This window comes from Ichthyenterobacterium magnum, assembly GCF_003610635.1.
In the GTDB taxonomy this organism is placed as follows: domain Bacteria; phylum Bacteroidota; class Bacteroidia; order Flavobacteriales; family Flavobacteriaceae; genus Ichthyenterobacterium; species Ichthyenterobacterium magnum.
Genome location: NZ_RAQJ01000003.1, coordinates 264,158 through 283,129 on the forward strand (window position 1 = coordinate 264,158; position 18,972 = coordinate 283,129).

General features: G+C 30.4%; 15 protein-coding genes and 2 tRNA genes. 5 read left to right on the forward strand and 12 right to left on the reverse strand.

The window, feature by feature from the left end; translation table 11 throughout:
* Positions 1-325: 325 nt before the first annotated feature.
* From BXY80_RS09440 to BXY80_RS09460, 5 genes are all read right to left on the reverse strand, one after another.
* Positions 326-4,195 (reverse strand): hybrid sensor histidine kinase/response regulator transcription factor, encoded by a 3,870-nt coding sequence (locus BXY80_RS09440; RefSeq protein WP_120201303.1) that lies wholly within the window; start codon positions 4,193-4,195, stop codon positions 326-328.
* 53 nt (positions 4,196-4,248) lie between these two features.
* Complete coding sequence (locus BXY80_RS09445) at positions 4,249-5,250, reverse strand: hemagglutinin protein (RefSeq protein WP_245977242.1); 1,002 nt, start codon at positions 5,248-5,250, stop codon at positions 4,249-4,251.
* A gap of 133 nt (positions 5,251-5,383) precedes the next feature.
* Positions 5,384-6,580: a DegT/DnrJ/EryC1/StrS family aminotransferase gene (locus tag BXY80_RS09450; RefSeq protein ID WP_120201305.1), complete on the reverse strand. Its 1,197-nt coding sequence runs from the start codon at positions 6,578-6,580 to the stop codon at positions 5,384-5,386.
* Positions 6,581-6,586: 6 nt separating this feature from the next.
* Complete coding sequence (locus BXY80_RS09455) at positions 6,587-7,021, reverse strand: hypothetical protein (RefSeq protein ID WP_120201307.1); 435 nt, start codon at positions 7,019-7,021, stop codon at positions 6,587-6,589.
* Between the two features lie 68 nt (positions 7,022-7,089).
* Positions 7,090-7,719, reverse strand: coding sequence for an NAD(P)H-dependent oxidoreductase (locus BXY80_RS09460; protein WP_120201309.1), 630 nt, complete (start codon positions 7,717-7,719; stop codon positions 7,090-7,092).
* 183 nt (positions 7,720-7,902) lie between these two features.
* On the opposite strand from BXY80_RS09460, the gene BXY80_RS09465 reads away from it, so the two are divergent.
* Positions 7,903-7,987: transfer RNA gene (locus BXY80_RS09465), tRNA-Ser, on the forward strand.
* A gap of 54 nt (positions 7,988-8,041) precedes the next feature.
* On the opposite strand, the gene BXY80_RS09470 is transcribed toward BXY80_RS09465, so the two are convergent.
* A complete protein-coding gene (locus tag BXY80_RS09470) occupies positions 8,042-8,899 on the reverse strand; it encodes a universal stress protein (protein ID WP_120201311.1) in 858 nt (285 codons plus the stop codon).
* A 177-nt stretch (positions 8,900-9,076) separates the two neighbouring features.
* On the opposite strand from BXY80_RS09470, the gene BXY80_RS09475 reads away from it, so the two are divergent.
* The 3 genes from BXY80_RS09475 to BXY80_RS09485 all read left to right on the forward strand — a co-directional run bounded on the left by BXY80_RS09475 (position 9,077) and on the right by BXY80_RS09485 (position 11,315).
* The gene (locus tag BXY80_RS09475) at positions 9,077-9,856 is read left to right on the forward strand and encodes a DUF3108 domain-containing protein (protein ID WP_120201313.1); all 780 of its coding nucleotides are present in this window, start codon (positions 9,077-9,079) and stop codon (positions 9,854-9,856) included.
* Between the two features lie 7 nt (positions 9,857-9,863).
* Complete coding sequence (locus tag BXY80_RS09480; protein WP_120201315.1) at positions 9,864-10,208, forward strand: FUSC family protein; 345 nt, start codon at positions 9,864-9,866, stop codon at positions 10,206-10,208.
* Between the two features lie 66 nt (positions 10,209-10,274).
* The gene (locus tag BXY80_RS09485) at positions 10,275-11,315 is read left to right on the forward strand and encodes a M28 family metallopeptidase (protein ID WP_120201316.1); all 1,041 of its coding nucleotides are present in this window, start codon (positions 10,275-10,277) and stop codon (positions 11,313-11,315) included.
* A gap of 58 nt (positions 11,316-11,373) precedes the next feature.
* On the opposite strand, the gene BXY80_RS09490 is transcribed toward BXY80_RS09485, so the two are convergent.
* From BXY80_RS09490 to BXY80_RS13940, 5 genes are all read right to left on the reverse strand, one after another.
* Positions 11,374-11,449 (reverse strand) — tRNA-His (locus tag BXY80_RS09490).
* A gap of 59 nt (positions 11,450-11,508) precedes the next feature.
* Complete coding sequence (bshB1, locus tag BXY80_RS09495) at positions 11,509-12,225, reverse strand: bacillithiol biosynthesis deacetylase BshB1 (RefSeq protein WP_120201318.1); 717 nt, start codon at positions 12,223-12,225, stop codon at positions 11,509-11,511.
* Positions 12,226-12,275: 50 nt separating this feature from the next.
* On the reverse strand, positions 12,276-13,199 hold the full coding sequence (gene rlmF, locus BXY80_RS09500; protein ID WP_120201320.1) for a 23S rRNA (adenine(1618)-N(6))-methyltransferase RlmF: 924 nt from the start codon (positions 13,197-13,199) through the stop codon (positions 12,276-12,278).
* A 68-nt stretch (positions 13,200-13,267) separates the two neighbouring features.
* Positions 13,268-14,674, reverse strand: coding sequence for an MATE family efflux transporter (locus BXY80_RS09505; RefSeq protein WP_120201322.1), 1,407 nt, complete (start codon positions 14,672-14,674; stop codon positions 13,268-13,270).
* A gap of 154 nt (positions 14,675-14,828) precedes the next feature.
* The gene (locus BXY80_RS13940; protein WP_162843297.1) at positions 14,829-14,993 is read right to left on the reverse strand and encodes a hypothetical protein; all 165 of its coding nucleotides are present in this window, start codon (positions 14,991-14,993) and stop codon (positions 14,829-14,831) included.
* 101 nt (positions 14,994-15,094) lie between these two features.
* Here BXY80_RS13940 and BXY80_RS09510 point away from each other — a divergent pair, with 101 nt between their 5' ends.
* The gene (locus tag BXY80_RS09510; RefSeq protein ID WP_120201324.1) at positions 15,095-15,778 is read left to right on the forward strand and encodes an HAD family hydrolase; all 684 of its coding nucleotides are present in this window, start codon (positions 15,095-15,097) and stop codon (positions 15,776-15,778) included.
* Here BXY80_RS09510 and ccsA read toward each other — a convergent pair.
* Positions 15,759-18,956 (reverse strand): cytochrome c biogenesis protein CcsA, encoded by a 3,198-nt coding sequence (gene ccsA, locus BXY80_RS09515; RefSeq protein WP_120201326.1) that lies wholly within the window; start codon positions 18,954-18,956, stop codon positions 15,759-15,761. The two genes, BXY80_RS09510 and ccsA, sit on opposite strands and share 20 nt — an antisense overlap.
* Positions 18,957-18,972: the final 16 nt, after the last annotated feature.

The window sequence follows — 18,972 nt, forward strand, 5'->3', positions numbered from 1 at the left end:
AAAAAGGGAAACAACTTATAGTAGAATATAAATTATTCCCCTTTTCGTCACACTGACTAATAGCGTCTTTAATATTATTTAATTATAGTTACCGATTTAATAACTTTATTTTTTAATAAAATTTGTAATTCATATTGTCCATTTTTTAAATGATCAATGTTTAAGTAAATTTTATCGTGCTTTAATTTTTGTGAATTATTAATTTTATCACTCATTAGCTTATCTAGCTTTACAACATGATAAAATTATTGCAAGACCTAAGAAGACTATATAACTAATGTTACAAAGTATAACACAAATGTTACATTAATTAAAAGTTATTGATTTATAGTGATTTAGAATAATCGCTTGGAGTTAAATTATAGGTTTCTTTAAAACATTTAATGTAATACGATGGCGAATTAAAACCAATTTGATAAGCAACCTCAGAAATTGTTGCATCAGATTCTTTTAATAATTGCAACGACAATTTTAAACGTTGTGATCTTATAAACTCTGAAGTACTTAAACCATAAACCGATTTAAGTTTTCTATGCAATTGCGTCCTGCTCATTAATAGTAACTCGCTCATGCGCTCGCTCTTAAATTCAGGATCTGTGATATGAGCATCTAAAACATCTTGAAGTTTTTTTAAAAATTCTGTTTCGGTTGATGTAATTGCTAAATCAGGGTTTATTGTAAACGCTTTACTATAAAGTTCTTTTAAACGCTGCCTACTTTTTATTAATCTATCTACCTCAACTATTAAACGTTTACTATTAAAAGGCTTTGTAATGTAAGCATCTGCTCCAGATTTAAGCCCAATAATTTCATTCTCTGCGCCTACTTTTGCTGTTAATAATATAACTGGTATATGACTAGTAAACTCATTGTGCTTTATTGCATTACAAAGTTCTATACCATCTTTAATAGGCATCATTATATCACTTATAATAAGATCAGGAAGGTTTTTTCTTGTTTTCTCAATGCCTTCTTCTCCATTTTTGGCAGTTATAATTTTATAATCATTTTTGAAAATTGATACTATAAAATTTCTAACATCACTTTGATCTTCTACAATTAAAATTGTATGCTCAGCATTTCCTTTTAATTTAGAATCTATTGGTTGGTGTAATTCTATTTCGTGTTGATCAATTATTTCTGAAGATACAAATGCAGCTTTATGTATTGGCAAGGTTACTGTAAACTGTATTTTATTATCATCAATATTATTAGCAATAATGCTTCCTTTAGATAAAACGATAAGTTCTTTTACTAAAGCCAAACCTACTCCAATGCCTTCTGCAGCAGCATCTTCTTGATAAAAACGTTGGAATAATTTACTCAAATCTTTACGTGCAACTTTATCATATTGATTTACTATTGAAACCACCAATGCCCTTTCTTGAGTTGTAGCATCAAAACTAATGGTACTATTCTCAGGCGAATACTTAATAGCATTAGTTAATAAATTTGAAAACACTTTTTCTATAATATCTTTATCAAAGTAAGCTTCATTAACTTTACTAATATTAGCATTAATATTAATACTTCTTTCTTTAGATTTATACTGAAATGCTTCAACAATTTGATTTAATAGTACGCTTAAATTCCCTTTAGAAACTTTTAATACTAACTGACCAGAATCTACCAACGAGAGGTCAATCATTTGATTTACTAGGTTGAGTAACCTATTAGCATTTTGTTTTACAAGATTTAAATCTTTCTTATCACGCTCTAATAAATCATCACGCTCTAATTGTTTATCTACTGGACCAGAAATAAGTGTTAATGGTGTTCTAAATTCATGCGAAATATTGGTGTACAATTTAGTTTTAAATTCATCTAGTTTTTTTAAACGTTCTGTTTCTGCATGTTCTAATCGCAATTGCGTTTTTACTTCCCAACGAAACTTAAAGTATTGATAAATGCCAAAAATTGTAAGTAAGGTTAATAGCCCATAAATAATCTTAGCCGTATTTGTTGCATACCAAGGTTTTAAAATTGAAAACTTATAGCTTGAAGGTTGTTTACTCCATACGCCATCATAATTACTTGATAATACTTGAAACTCATAATCGTTTGCTGGAAGGTTTGTGTAATGTGCTATATTAGTATTTCCAGACGTTATCCAATCTGCATCATTATTAATCAACCTGTATTTATAATGATTACCTTCTGGGAGTGAAAAATGTAATCCTGAAAATGTAAATGTTATCGTATTTTGGTTATGCTTAAAAGCTCTTTCTGGTATTAAATCTGTTTCTTCATTAAAAATTTCTATTTTAGAGATAATCGTTTTTGGGCTAATAACATTGAATGATAATTGATTAGGATTAAACCAGTTTAAACCTTCTAAACCTCCAAAATACAGGTTGTCATTACTGTCTTTAAAATAAGCTCCTGTATTAAACTCTAAGGCTTGTAAGCCATCATAATTACTATAGTTATCGATTAGTAATTCTCCATTTTTATGTTTTTTAAATTTGGTAATTCCCTTATTAGAGCTTAACCATAGGTTACCTTGGTTATCTGGTAAGATTCCATATATAACATTATTTGAAAGCCCATTGGTTATTGTAAAATTCTCTTGTTCTTTAGTCTCTGGATTATAAGATTTTAGTCCGTTACCATTAGTACCTAGCCATAGCAGATTATCATCATAATACAACGATTTTACTTTGTCTTTAATCTTATTAATCACAGTTATGTTATCATTATTAAGATTTAACCTAAATAATCCTTGTTCTTCAGAACCAACCCATATTTCATTAAAGTTTCCTTTTGCTATTATTCTAATATTATTAGATGTTAATCCTGAATTACTTGAATTAAAACGTTTAACAATGCCTTTGCTTTCATCAAAAAGTAAGAGTCCATCATCTCTTGTTGCTAACCAAAGCATGCCATTTTCATCTTTAAGTATGCTCCAAATTGTTTTGTTTTCTAGTGCTTTAAAATTCTGAAATTTATTATCCTTCAACAGGTTTAATCCAGCGCCTTGATGGCCAATCCATAGTTTATCTTCATCGAACAATAAACTCATTACTCTGTTGCTATTAATTTCTGAATTATTAATAGTAAACGTTTCAAATATGTTTTGCTCAAGATTAATTTTTGTTAAGCCTTTTCCTGAGGTTCCTAGCCAAAAATCATTTTCATTTATAGCAATAGAACGAATTACATCTACATTTACATCTCTAGGTGTTTGATTATTAGTTAACACATTAAACTTTGTTAGATGCTCATCGTAATAACTTAATCCTGATCCATCTGTACCCAACCAAATTGTGCCTGTATAATCTTCATACATACATAAAACATCATTATAATGTAAAGCATAGGGATCAAGTTTATTTGCTTTAAAGTGTTGTATGTCTTGGGTTAAAAAATTGATTACATAAACGCCTTTACCATAAGTTGCTACCCAAAGTCTATTATTTTTATCTACTAGTAGATCTTCTACATTTAAATCTATAGGAAGCTTATTTTTTGAAAACCCACTAAATTGTTTAAAGCCTTCTGATTGATTTGTTTTATAAAACAATCCGTTACCATAACTTCCTGCCCAAATATTACCGTTACTAGATTTTTCGAGAGTGCTAAAATTAATGTTCGATTGTTCTGCAACAATTGAATAAGTGTCGCCTTTAATAAAAAATATGTGGTTTGAAGCTGCAACTAGTATTTCATTAGGGTTGATTTCTAAAAAATCATTTATCGTTAATTTATTATAACGGTTATCTAGTACTTGAATTGTATCTTTAGAACTAGTGACTTTTAATAGTCCAGAATTATAGGTGCCAATAAGAAGTTGAGAATTACTGGATTGAAAAACTGTACTTACATTTGCGACTATATCAATTTTATTAAATACATCTTCAGATTTATTTAATTTTTCTAAAACACCTGAATTAGAAACAATCCAAATATTATTGTCTCTGTCTATATATATTTTTCCTAATCTACTATAGCTTGGTCTAGTAACATCTTCAAATTGTTTATTATAATTTATAAACTCTTTTCCATTGTATTTGTTCAATCCATCTTGTGTGGCAAACCACATATAACCAGTACTATCTTGAGCAATACTTACTACAGAATTTTGAGACAAACCGTCATTTACAGTAAGGTCTCTAAACGACACTTGTTTTTGGTGAGTTTGAGAACACAAACCTATAGTTACAAAAAAGAATAGAAAAATTCTGTAATTCACGTTAATAAAGCTATTTACGTAAAGTTACTAAAAAAGAATTTTAAGTTTTTAAATTAGTGTTCTGGTAATTGTTCTTCTATTTTATAAGTACTCAAATTTAATATACTGTTACCAGGATGCGAGAGTACATTTTGTAAAATAAATGGCGTATCTGGAGCTAAGCCAGAATATTGTGTTGTACCATTTAGATTTACATCATATGTATAATAACCAGAAACTGAATGTGTAGGTAAGTTTAAAACATTACCTATGTCATTAAGCACAAACGATAAAATACTTGGTGAGTCTGGTGTGTCTCCTACATATTGTACAACACCATCATTATTAACATCGCCTGCCCATAATGCCATATCTCCAGAAGTTAATTGTATTTGAGCATTAGTACCAAACGTAGAAAACCCACTATTTTTAAAATCAACTATGGCCACAGAATTACTAGATAAACCTATAGTTGATGCAGACATCACTCCCAAATGATTACGATGTTTTACAACTACATAATAATTTGTTGGTGCAGCATGCATTGTTAAATTAGTTAGACCATCTAAATCTACTACATCACCATCGCGTTGTAATAATGCTGAGCGACCATTAACCATTTTAGTATTATCATTAGCTGCACGTAATTCTACCCAAACCCAATCTACTATATCATCTGAAGTACCGCCAAAACCACTAGTGCCACCATCATTTAAAACTGAAGCATTAATAACGACTAGATCTTGATATGGACTAGTAACTGGAAGCTTATCATCTGATCTTAAGATATCATTCATTAATCCAGGATTACTAGCGTTTAATGATGGTCCTTGTAAAAACACTTTTGGATCAATACTGATTTTTAAATTTGCATTTATAAAGCCTTCAGATACTGAAAAGCTTGGTGTACTATATTCTTGTACATTAACTTCGCCAATAGTGTACAATATTTCTATGCCTCCAACTGTTGTAGATGCGCCTCCAGCATCGATACTGAATTTTTCTATACTTTGAGCATTAACTAGAGATTGTATAAATAATATTACAAGTGTAGAAATGCATATACGTAAGTTCATAACTTAAAACTTTAGTTTAACTACATCAAAACTATTTTATAAAAATAATTTAGGGTATAACTAATGTTACAAAACGTAGAAGCATTGTTACATTATTATATATTAAGTAACTATAATAGGATTAAAAAAACCTTTAAGAAATTAACTTTGTGATACAGTTAACCATTTTTTGAGCACGCAACCTTACTTCTTCTTCTGTCCAAGATAATTTTATTAAGCAAGATATGTTACGAGCAATATAATGGTCTGACTGCTTAAAGGTTATTGTTTGAAGATACTCTAAACCTTTTTTTACTTCTTGAGAAATAGGATACAATGATTTTATGTTTTTTAAATGATCCCATTCTCTAATATAATGCCAGCTGTTATCGTAATAATGAAAACATGCATCTATGCCTTCTTCTTTAAAACTTTTTGAAACGTTTCGGGCACTATCTAAATCTGGTAAAAAGAAACTTAAAAACGAATAACTTTCTTCGCCTCCTTTTGGGACAGTTCTAAAAGTCACTTGAGGAATTTGAGATAAAGCATCTCTTATTATTGTATAGTTTTTCTTTTGAATAGCTACAAAGTCATCTAAACGTCTTAATTGCGCTAATCCTACGGCTGCATGTAATTCTGAAATTCTGAAATTATAACCTAAAAAAGGGTGTGTTTCTGCGCCTCTATCGTTACCAATATGATCATGTCCATGATCACTATAATGATCTGCATGACGATAATAAACTTCATTATTTGTGAGTACTGCTCCACCTTCTCCTGCAGTTATAATCTTTACAAAATCTAGAGACAAGCATCCTAAATCACCAATACTACCTAGTGGTTTGTTTTTATAGGTTGCTCCTGTTGCTTGCGACGAATCTTCAATTAAAACTAGATTATGTGTTTTACATATATCTTGTAAAGCATCAAGGTTTGCCATACTGCCACACATATGAACTGGCATGATTGCTTTTGTTTTAGATGTAATAGCTTCTTTTACTTTTTTTGGGTCTAAAGTTAATGTATCATCAATATCAACTAAAACTGGAATAGCTCCTAACATCATAATAGCCTCAAAACTAGCTACAAATGTAAATGTTGGCATAATCACTTCATCTCCAGAACCAATACCTGCAGACGCTAATGCTACAGAAACTGCTGCTGTACCACTAGAGACTAACTGCGCATGCTTAACTTGTAATTGCTGTTCTAATTCAGATTCTAATTCTCTAGCCTTCCAATGGCCATTACGCATTCCATCAAAACCATAACGCATCAGTACACCATTATCTAATACATCGTTCAACTCGCTGCGTTCTGCATCTCCAAATAACTCAAATCCTGGCATAACAAATTATAGTTTAGTCTTTAAAAATTCTAAATAAGTTTCTATGTTTTTAGAATTGATATCACTCATTAACTCACCAATTTCTATTCCTTTTGGGTTTATCATTAATAAGGCTGGAAACTGCATTTCTTTATTATAAGTACCAATCAAGCGATTACTATATACTTTTTGAAGTTGAGTAAGTTGTTTATTATTTAATGATTCTACTTTTAGTAAAATAATTTTATTTGAAAGTGTTTTAAATGATTGAGCTTTAAAAAAAGTTGATTTTAGCAATTTACTATTCTCTGAAACTTCATCACTAGTAAAATACATTAATATTGGTTTATCTAACGCTTTAGCAGTTTTCAATACTTCCTTATAATCTGTAGACCAGTTTAAATCTTGAGCATAACCTAGAGAAGTAATCATGCATACAATAATGAGAATTATCTTTTTCATAAGTAGATTTTAATTTGAATTAAAACAAATATAATCGATTCATTAAGTTAGCCCAAAAGTTTTATCGTTTACATTTCAATAATTATATCATCAATATTCTTTCTTACCTTTTTAAATGAAGCAAACATATCATCTTTTGCTCTATAACCAATTGGCATAACCAATACAGATTTTAATCCTTTTTCAGTAAGCTTAAGAAGTTCATCATATTTAGTTGGAGTAAACCCTTCCATAGGACAGGAATCAATTTTCTCAACAGCACAAACAGTAAGCAAATTGCCCATAGCTAAATAGGCTTGCTTAGTAGCCCATTTTTCAATACTGTCTTGACTCATTTTTTTAAAATCATCAATAAGAAATGATTTAAAAGGTTCTAAAATTTCATCAGGTGTATTACGGATCTCTTTAATTAAATTAAAGTAAGATTTTACGTATATCTTATCAATAGTTGTTTCAATACAAAAAACCAAAACGTGTGATGCTTGAGCTACTTGCTCTTGATCCATAGAATGTTTTACAAGCTTTTTTTGTAAGGCTTTATTCTTTAATATTAAAAGCTTAATTGGTTGCAATCCGTATGATGTAGCGGTTAAATTAAATACATTTTTAAGAGTTTCTATTTTTTTTTGTTCTAAAATCGCATTACTATCAAATGTTTTTGTTGCGTATCTCCAATGCAAAGCCTCTACTATATCCATGAAAAAGTTTTATAATCCTAAGCAAAAATAATATATCATCTATTGTTACAAACTACAAACATCATTAATTAATTCTATGATGATATTAAATTATTTAAAAATGTTGATTTTTATTTGAAAGAAATAAAAAAGGGTTCTATATTTGCATCCGCATTCAAGCAAATAGCTTGATGAGGCACTCAAGGAGAAATGGCAGAGTGGTCGAATGCGGCAGTCTTGAAAACTGTTGAGGGTCACACCTCCGGGGGTTCGAATCCCTCTTTCTCCGCAAAAAAGCCGAAACTAATGTTTCGGCTTTTATATTTTCATCCTTATTTAAGTATTACTTTAAATAAAACTCACCTGTATTTTCCATGACTAATAATGGAACTTTTAAGTCAAACGCAAAACGTTCTGCTGGATGTGTTATAAACAAGCGTTCTAAAAAAGAATGCTTTCTACTCATCATAGCTAAAAAATCGATTTTATGTGTTGTTATATAATTAGTAACCGAATTAAACAAATCGCCTTGTTCTAACGCAACAAATGAATGGTTAACATTAGAAAAACACGAATCTAGAAAAGCTCTATTATTTTCTTGGTAGTCTGTGATATACTCAGAATCTTTTACATGAATTACATGTACCATATAGTCATGCTTCTCTACTAAATCTATTAATGGTTTTAAATCTTTATAACTATATTGTGTATAATAATTAGATGTAAAAACTACATCCATAATTTGTGAATACTTATAATTATTTGGTATTGCAATTACTGGACAATTAGAATGTTGAATAACTCTTGTTGTATTAGACCCAAAAAGTTTTTCCCCAATCTTGGTAGCTCCTCTTGTTCCCATAATAATTAAGTCTATCTGCTCTACATCTACAAGATTATTAATGGCTTCAATAAAATTATCATAATCTACAATTGATTTAAAATCATGTAATGCGTTTTCATATTCTTGTTGTAGATCTTTAGTTAAGCTTTCTATTTGCTCTTTAACCGAACTAATTAAAGAATTAAATATCGTTGCTGATGGTTGCATAGTCATTAAATCATCTGTTACAAACGATGATGCTTTTTGAACATTTAACAAATAAAACTTACACTGTTCATACTTATAAAACTGCAATGCATAATGAATTGCATTAATAGAATTTTCTGAGAAATCGGTTGGTAACAATATCTTTTTCATGGTAATACTATTTAGTTATACTCTAAGTTACTTATCATACTTCAAAAAAAATATGACAATTATCATCATCACTATAAATTAAAAACATTAATAAAAAATTAGTTTGAAATTGCAAAGCATTGTATTTTCGGCACAATAAATGCAATCAATCTCGTTATACATAACAAATAAATAGATATGCAAAAAGTATTTTTAACATTGAGTCTCTTGTTTTTACTGTCTAGTTTTGCTCAAAACACTACTATTGTTCCTGGCGAAAAACTAACTTTTACAGCATCGTACAACATGTCTGGTATCATGACAGATCTTGCTGAAGTTAAAATGCAAACTAGTGAAGTGAAAACCTCTAAATCTACACTTTTAAGACTTAAATGTACTGCCACAACTTATAGTAAATGGGATTCGTTTTTTAAAATTAGAGACTTATATGAAAGCTATGTGAGTAAAAAAACATTAACTCCATTTTTATACAAAAGAGATATTAACGAAGGTGGTTATTATAAATTTATGCAGTATAAATTTAATCACAAGTCAAAAACTGTTAAGAGTTTAAAACGTAAAAAAAATAAAAAAGGTGGTTTTTGGGATGAAAACAAAACCTTAAAAATTGGTGCATCAACTAAAGATTTGGTAACTACATTATATCATATAAGAAACTTAGATATTCATAAAGCTAGCATTGGAGACAGTCAAGATTTCACTGTTTTGTTTGATAATAAAGAATCATCTGTTAATGTAAAATACATTGGTAAAGAATCTATCAATACAAATATTGGCAGCAAAGAATGTTATAAACTATCTATTTCAATTAATGGTAGCGATATATTAAAAGGGTCTAACAATAATCTCCTTTGGTTAACTGCAGACGCAAACAAAATACCTGTATATGCAACATTTAAAATTGCAATTGGTAGTGGTGAATTAAAAATAAAATCTGCAACAGGTTTAAAAAACTAATAGAGTTATGAGAAAACTACTTATTATTTTAGGGTTTATTACTGCAACTTTAGCTGTAATATTAGCGGTAACGCCATTGTCTAAAATGGCATTTATTCCTGCTATTTTGGCTTTTATTTTTGGTCTTATTGCTTTAAAGTTTTCTAAAGCTAAACAACTATCTAAAAAGTCTATTCAGCTTATCTTTTTATTAACAATCATATCGATAAGTTTAGCGACTTACAAGACTATTTTTCAAACTTCAGAAGTTGGAGATACCCAAGAGTTAGAATTAAGAGATGAAGAATCTGTTGAAGATTCAAAAGAAATCCTTGAAGACTTAGATTTAGATGAACTTGACGACATAGAGTAACAAACATTAAGTAATTCTTCTATATTAACTTTTTTTTATTTTATTTAGCTGAAAAATAGAGATTTAATGACGAAGATGCTTATATATGCCTCAGTGATTTCACTCGTTGGCTCCTGTGCTCATAAACGACATACTGAAAAAATTCAAGATATAAAGGATAGCATTGTATTTGAAGATGTTAATCAAGTTTTAAAATACTCAAAATCAATTACATCTGAAGAATTGAGTAATCACCTATATACGTTTTCTTCAGATGAATTTCAAGGTAGAAAAACTGGAGAAGTCGGGCACAACAAAGCTTCAAAATTTATAAAAGATTACTATATAAATCAGCAAATACCATCACCTTTAGGCGTTGAAAAATACTACCAACACATTCCTAAATCATTTTTTTCAAATGATATTAAAAGTTCTCAAAATATAATTTCATTTATTGAAGGCTCAACATATCCAGATGAAGTTATTATAATCTCTGCACATTCTGATCACGAAGGTTATTCAGATACAGAAGTTTATAATGGTGCTGACGACAATGCCTCTGGTACCGTAGCTATTCTAGAAATAGCTCAAGCATTCAAGCTAGCAAAAGAGCAAGGTCATGGTCCAAAACGAAGTATTGTTTTTATACATTTTACAGGAGAAGAGCTTAATCTTACTGGTTCGAGATATTATGTTAAGCATCCTATATTTCCGCTTACAAAAACAATAGCCAACCTTAATATTGATATGATTGGGCGTGTAGACAATGCGCATTTAGATAACCCAAATTACATTTACCTTATTGGATCTGATAGATTAAGTACCAAATTGCATTATATCTCTGAAAAGGCAAATAGAGAATTTACTAATCTAGAATTAGATTACAAATTAAACTCAGAAAATGACGTAAATAGTTACTACTCAAGATCTGATCATTATAATTTTGCCTCTAAAGGTGTGCCCGTAATTTTTTACTTTAATGGTGAGCATGACGACTATCACAAACCTACAGATACTCCTGAAAAAATAAATTTTCCTTTATTAGAAAAGAGAACCAAACTTATATTTTCTACAGCTTGGTATTTAGTAAACTCAGACGAACCAATTATTGCTGATAAACTACAATAAACTCATTATTTTATTGTACAAAAAAAAGCTTCTCAATATTGAGAAGCTTTTTATTTTTGGGTGGAAGACCGGATTCGAACCGGCGACCCTCGGTACCACAAACCGATGCTCTAACCAACTGAGCTACAACCACCATTTTAATTAGGACTGCAAATGTAATTTATTTCATATTTACTACAAAAGATTTTAAATATTATTTTAAATCAAATAAACTATTTACAGCTGGATAACGTTCAACGGTGTAACCTTCAGCATGTTCAGTTCTAATTAAACGTCCTAAATCTCTTGCTCTATATGCAATACTATCTGTAAAGTTTTTACTAGAAATAGGTGTTTCAATCTCATTACTTTCTGGGTCATAAAACTGTGTCTTGTAAGCGAGTACAGCTTTAATTTTTGTATCCATATAACCAGTTACATCTACTACAATATCTGGTTTTAAATTTTTCCATTGAATATAATGGTATACATACTTTGGTCGCCATTGCTTTTGTATTGCTCCTTCTATTTTTGTTTCAATTTTCACTAATCCACTTAAAAAGCAAGAATCACTTACTAACTTGCTTCCTTTTCCGTGGTCAATATGTCTATCATCAACTGCATTACACAAAACAATTTCTGGTTGATATTTTCGTATCATTTTAATTAGCTCAAGTTGATGTTCTTTATCGTTTATAAAAAACCCATCAGAAAAACCTAAATTCTCTCTAACACTAACGCCCAAAATTTGTGCTGCGTTTTCTGCTTCTGTTTTTCTTGTTTCGGCTGTACCTCGAGTACCAAGTTCGCCTCTAGTTAAATCAATAATACCTACTTTTTTTCCTCTTGCTATTTCTTTAGCTATGGTTGCTCCAGAACCTAACTCAACGTCATCAGGATGTGCGCCGATGGCTAATATGTCTAATTTCATATTCTATTTTTTTATGACTAACAAATTACAAATTATCAATTACACTTTTTTTAATTCCAATTGTTTTGTTCTTCTGTCGTTAAAAATGTCCAAGCAACTACTCTACTAACTTTATTTCCTTGCGCCATTTCTATTGTTTTTATATGAGTTGCTTTTAGTTTTTTTAATGATTTATACATCGATTTTACAAGCTCTTTATTAGACACTAATGTTGTAAACCAAAAACAGTTTGTTTTATATAATGAGCTTTCATATAAATAATTGTGCGTAAAGGCCTTCTCTCCTCCTTTATATGAAAGCTCTTTAGATGTACCACTAAAATTTCTAACTAATGTATCGGTTTTTTGACCTAATCCTTTTATTTTTCTTTTTGTAGATGCTATTGCTTCTTTTTCATTTTTAAAAAATGGCGGATTACACATAGTTGCAGAAATCTTTTCTGAAGGTTTTAAAACATGTTTTAATATATGCTCTGCATTCTCTTGCTGTCTTAATTCAACATGCTGAGACAAATCATTTTTGATTACAATTTGATGTGCATTATTTAATGAATTTTCATCAATATCTGAAGCAATAAAACTCCAACTATATTCTGATACACCAAGCAAAGGATAAATACATGTTGCACCAGTACCAATATCTAAAACTTTAATACTGTCTGTATCAATATTTGAATCTTTTAATAAATCTGCTAAATAATGTATATAGTCTACTCTACCTGGAATTGGAGGACATAGATTTGCATCAGGAAACTCCCAATATTTAATATTGTAATGAGACAACAGCAGTGCTTTATTTAATGTTTTTACAGCTTTAGGGATAGCAAAATCTACAGTACGTGTTCCATACTTATTTTTAAAAACAAAAGGTACTAACTTAGGATAAACAGAGCATAAATTTTCAAAATTATAACCCAAATTATGCTTATTCTTTTTATGAAGATTTGAACTTGTTTTTTTGCCTTTTTTAGACATACTTGCATGTAAATTTTAACTAGGTAAAATTACAAAAAGAATGTGCTATAAAGCTACTTTTAATAATACTAAACATCTATTGTCTTCCATTTTCCTTTTTTAAACCAAATAACACCAATAATTACTATTAATATTTCGGCTAAAGTGATTGCAAAAAACACACCCATTGGACCAAACTCTAAGTTTATTGCCATGTAATAAGCAAACGGCAATTGAAATAACCAAAAGCATATAAAATTGATATATGTTGGCGTTTTTGTATCTCCAGCGCCATTAAATGCGTTTATTACAACCATGCCATAACCATAAAACACATAACCAGCAGCAATAACTCTTAAGCACAAACTTCCATTTTTAATTACCTCGGTTTCTGTAGTAAACAATTGCATTATTTGAGGCGCAAATATTAGATATATTATTGATACAAAACCCATAAAAATTGCACTATACTTGCCTGTTTTCCATACAGATTGCTCCGCTCTATCTGGTTTTTGAGCTCCTAAATTCTGACCTACTAAAGTTGCCGCTGCATTACTCATTCCCCAAGCTGGCATAAGAGTAAACATCATTACACGAATTGCAATAGTATACCCAGCAAGAACCTCACTACCAAACTCACTCATTATTCGCATTAAAAACACCCAAGACGATGTACCAATTAAAAACTGACCTATACCACCAAGTGAGACTTTAATTAGGTTAAACATAACACCAATATTAAGAGCCAAATTTTTAAAAGTAATCTTTATTTTGCCCCAACCATAAAATAAAATACTTAGCTGAAAAACTACTGCAGATCCTCTACCAATTGTAGTAGCAATTGCTGCGCCTTCAACACCATAAGCTGGGATTGGTCCAAAGCCAAAAATAAACATAGGATCAAGAATAATATTTAATCCATTTGAAACTATGAGCGTCCACATAGCTATTGAAGCATCACCAGCTCCTCTAAATATGGCATTAATTAAAAACAAAAGCATAATTGTAATATTCCCTCCTAAAAGCACTCTTGTATAACCATAACCTTCTGCTATTAAATCTGGTTCTCCTCCCATAAGCGCGAGAATTTCTTTTGGATATAGAATTCCGAAAGCACTAATAAACAGAGAAATAAAAACACCTAAAAAGATAACTTGTACTGCGGCTTTGGAAGCGCCTTCTCTATCTTTTTCTCCTATTCTGCGTGCAACAATGGCGGTTGCTGCCATACTCAACCCAATAGCTACAGCATAAACTAATGTAATTACAGACTCTGTTAAACCTATAGTTGCCACAGCGTTTACACTCACTTTTGAAACATAGAAAATATCTACGATTGCAAAAATTGATTCCATGAGCATCTCAAGAATCATTGGAACTGAAAGCATAAAAACTGCTTTGCGTATACTTCCTGAAGTAAACTCTTTTTCTTTGCCTGTTACGGCAATTTTGAAGTATTTAAAAAATTGTTTTATTGAAATTTTATGTGATTGCATTTTGTACTATTTTAAATATTAGATTATCGCTAAACACAACTAGTGATAGCAAATTTTTCGCTTGAAGTTGCGATGTTTTTTTTGAATATTTAAACTTATACAATCATAGGCTTGGCAAATATGAAGAATTAATTTCAGTTTTACAAGAAGTGTGTTAATCTAAATTGTTATTAGATTGTTTTTTTGCTTTTTGCACAATTGCTTTTAAACGCTCTTTACGCAACGCTTCTTCTGTTCTCTTTTTGTTCTTTTTTTGGGCAACTAACCGACTATGCTTCGCCTTATTTTTTGTATTCTTTTCTTGTCCCTTTTTTGCCATAATAAGATAAATTATCAATCATTATCTTTTCAAAATTACACAATTTTAAAGTTTGTGAGTCTCAATACTTTATATATCTTAGTAATACCAAAAACCAACCAATGCTTAAAGCCGTTTTATTTGATATGGATGGTGTTATTGTAGACACTGAACCCTTACATTATAAAGCTTATCACAACATGTTTAAGGATGTTAATATTGAAGTACCTGATGCTTTATACCAATCATTTACTGGCCAATCTACGCTTAATACTTGCAAACAATTAGTGACAAGGTTTAAATTACCTCTTGCTCCTACAACTTTGGTAGACATAAAACGTGACCATTTTAAATACCTCTTTGAACATGACGAAGAACTCTCTCTTATTGATGGTGTTTTAGAGTGTATACAAGAGTATTACAACAAAGGGCTAACTTTAGTTTTAGCATCTTCTGCTTCTATGCCAAATATTGATAGAATTTTTGAACGTTTTAACCTCAACCAATATTTTATTGCTAAACTAAGTGGTGCAGATTTGAAAGCTTCAAAACCACATCCAGAAATTTTTATTAATGCTGCTAAAGCTTCAGGTTTTAAACCTTATGAGTGTTTAGTTATTGAAGATTCAACAAACGGAATTACTGCTGCCAAAGCCGCAAACATATATTGCGTTGGCTACAAAAGTAAACATTCAAAAAATCAAGATTATAATAAGGCAGATATTGTGATTTCTAGCTTCGATGAGATTAAATTTAAAGACGCTAAAAAACTACTTACAAAACAAATTACTTCTTATAATACTTAACATACTTACTGTAAGCAAAAATACCTAATAATGCAACTAAAACACACGTTATAGTTATAATTTGAAAGCTTGCAATTTGTTGTCCAGATTGGTATGAATGTAATCCTGACAAGTAAAAATTAACTCCAAAATAAGTAAATATAATACTTGAAAATGCTATAATTGATGATAAATTAAAACCAAAACGGCCACGAAGTCCAGGTATTAATCGCATATGAATTACAAAAGCATATACCATAATACTTATAAGTGCCCAAGTTTCTTTAGGATCCCAACCCCAATATCTTCCCCAACTTTCATTTGCCCACATACCACCTAAAAAGTTTCCTATTGTTAGCATTACTAAGCCAACCGTTAGTGACATTTCATTAATAATAGTTAGCTCTTTTATATTGAGTAGCATCTTTTCTTTATTCTTCTCTGTAGTAAAAATCATAAGTAATAATACTGTGATTCCTAAAATCATTCCTAGAGTGAATGGTCCATAACTAGCCACAATAACAGCAACATGAATCATAAGCCAGTAACTATCTAAAACTGGTTGTAGATTAGATATTGCTGGATCCATCCAATTCCAATGTGCAACCATTAAAATCATAGCTGTTACAAAAGTTGTTGCTGCTATAGTTAGCATACTTTTTCTTCCAAATGCAAGTCCAAAAAACATGGTCGCCCAAGCGACATAAATCATAGACTCATAAGCATCACTCCAAGGTGCGTGACCAGAAATATACCATCTTACAATTAAGCCTGCCGTGTGCAATAAAAACAAGCCTAAAATAGCAAAACCTAAAACTTTAACTGATATATCGATAAACTTACTTTTATCTCTAAAAATCTGTACAATAAGCAGAATAAATAATAATGTTCCTGTATATAAATACCAGCTAAATAGTTTCTTAAAAATATCATACTTATTGTATACTATTTCAGCCTTTATTTTATCTTCTGAAAGCATAACCTCATGACCTTCTTGTTGTTGATTTTTTTTAAAACCATTAAGTAGCTTATTAGCTGTATCAAAGTTTCCTGTAGATTTTGCTTTGTAGAGTTCAGATAAATAATAGCTAAAACTATTTTCTATAAATTTACCATAAAGTGTATCTTTAATTTTCTTTTGATAGCCATCATCTCTAAATTCTATATGAGATATCCACGTATTATTTTCATCATTTGGAACAGGAAAAATTTTCATTGAGCGTCCTTCAACCGTATTGAATAATAAATTAATACGTTGGTCGGTTTCTTTAAACTCTTTTTGAAAACCATTTGGTACTTGTGCTTTATAAGCATCTTCTAAATAAGGTGCCAATTTATATGTCCCATCATCTTCTAAGAAATTTGAAAGTGACACATACTTTTGATTTTTATCAACACCAATAAGATTACGTATTGAATCGCCTTTACGTTTTGCTAAGTAAATAATAGGCACATTATACCAAAACAATGGACTTTCTTGCATTGATAAGAGTACTTGATTGGCATCAAACTCTTCATATACATCCTTCTTACTTATTTTACGTAAAATCTCTGAAGCAAATGTATTTACAGGCATCATACGTCCGCTATAATCCTGAATAACTAATTTTCCAAATTGATCTGAATGTGTTTTAGGCGTAATATTTGCTCTAATTATAGAATCTATTACAGCTTTTGTAGGCTTGTTTTTTTCTTTATCATGACCCTCATTAGCAGAATGCTGTTGCGAAAAGCCTTGAATACTAAAGCACAATAATAAAACACCTAATAGTTTTGCTTTTTTAACTTTAACTTTTTTTAGCTGGCGTTTTAAATCTGCAAAACGTGTGTTTTTATTAAACAATATTGCTAGCAATCCAAAATACAGTAAGAAATAACCAAAATAGGTAAACCATGTTCCCCATTGATCATGGTTTACAGATAACTTTGTTCCTTTTTCATCTGGATCAAAACTAGCTTGAAAGAAACGGTAGCCTTTATGGTCAAGTATATTATTCATAAAGATTCTATAATCATAATCTTCTTGATTTTTATCTATTACTGTAACTTCACTTGCAAATGCTGAGAAACTATTCTCTGTTCCTGGAAAACGTTCGGCTTCAAAATCATTAAGCTTTATACTAAACGGAAGCTGCATAACTTTTGCGCCATACTTTACAGCAACATCTAAACCACCAACATGTATTTGTTCAAATTGACCATTAATGTATTGGCCGCCAAGTAAATTAACACGTTTTGTTTCTCCGTTTGCTGAAACTTTCATTACTACACCATCTTGGTCTCCTCTTAGCATTTGAGACTTCTTAACTATATCAAAAACACCTTTTATAACTGGCTTAGGAAACACCATAGATAAGTTACCAATTTGGTAACGTGAGCGTAATACTAAAGGTTGTAAGGAATCTTTGGCTAATTTACCAGTAGCTCGAGTTGCCATGGTCATATATTCACCTTCAAAAGGAGATTCTATAAACAATCCATCTTCATTATTAACAATATTTATAGCACCTTTTTTAGGGTTGTTAAGTGTGAACACTATATTATGAACCAGCTGCTCTTGACCGTCTTTAAAATAATGGTTATGTGGCTCACCTCCAGAAGATTCAACCATTTTAAAATAAGGTTCGCCTGCTTCATTTGGGATAATGTCTTTCTCTGCGCCTTTTACAAATTTTTCTATTTCTATTGTAACTGGAGTACCATCATAATCAGCAACAGTTTTAAAACGGTTATTTAAGCGCTCAGAAAAATCTACTTTCTTTTCAACAACTTTTCTTTGGTTGGCTCCATCAATAACCAAATTACCATCTATATAAGCTGTAACATAAATATCACGTGTTAAAAACGTGCTTTCGGTTTCACCTTCTCTAATCGGCATCCAACCTTCATAGCCTATATAACGTGTTATTCCTGCTCCTATAAAAATGAAGATAAAAGCCAAATGCAGTGTTAAGGTTGCCCACTTTTTCTTTTTATATAAACGGTATCTAAAAACATTTCCTATAAAATTAACCGTAAAAAGAACCATTATTAACTCGAACCACCAAGCATTATAAATCCAATGTCTTGTAAAAGCGGTAGGCGATGTATCTTGATTTGCGTCTAAGAATGTACCAGTAATCATTGCTGCGGCAAAAACAAGAAATAAAACACCAGTAAGACGTGTAGAAAAAAGAATATTAGTAAGTTTCTTTAGCATGATAAGAAGGCTTGTT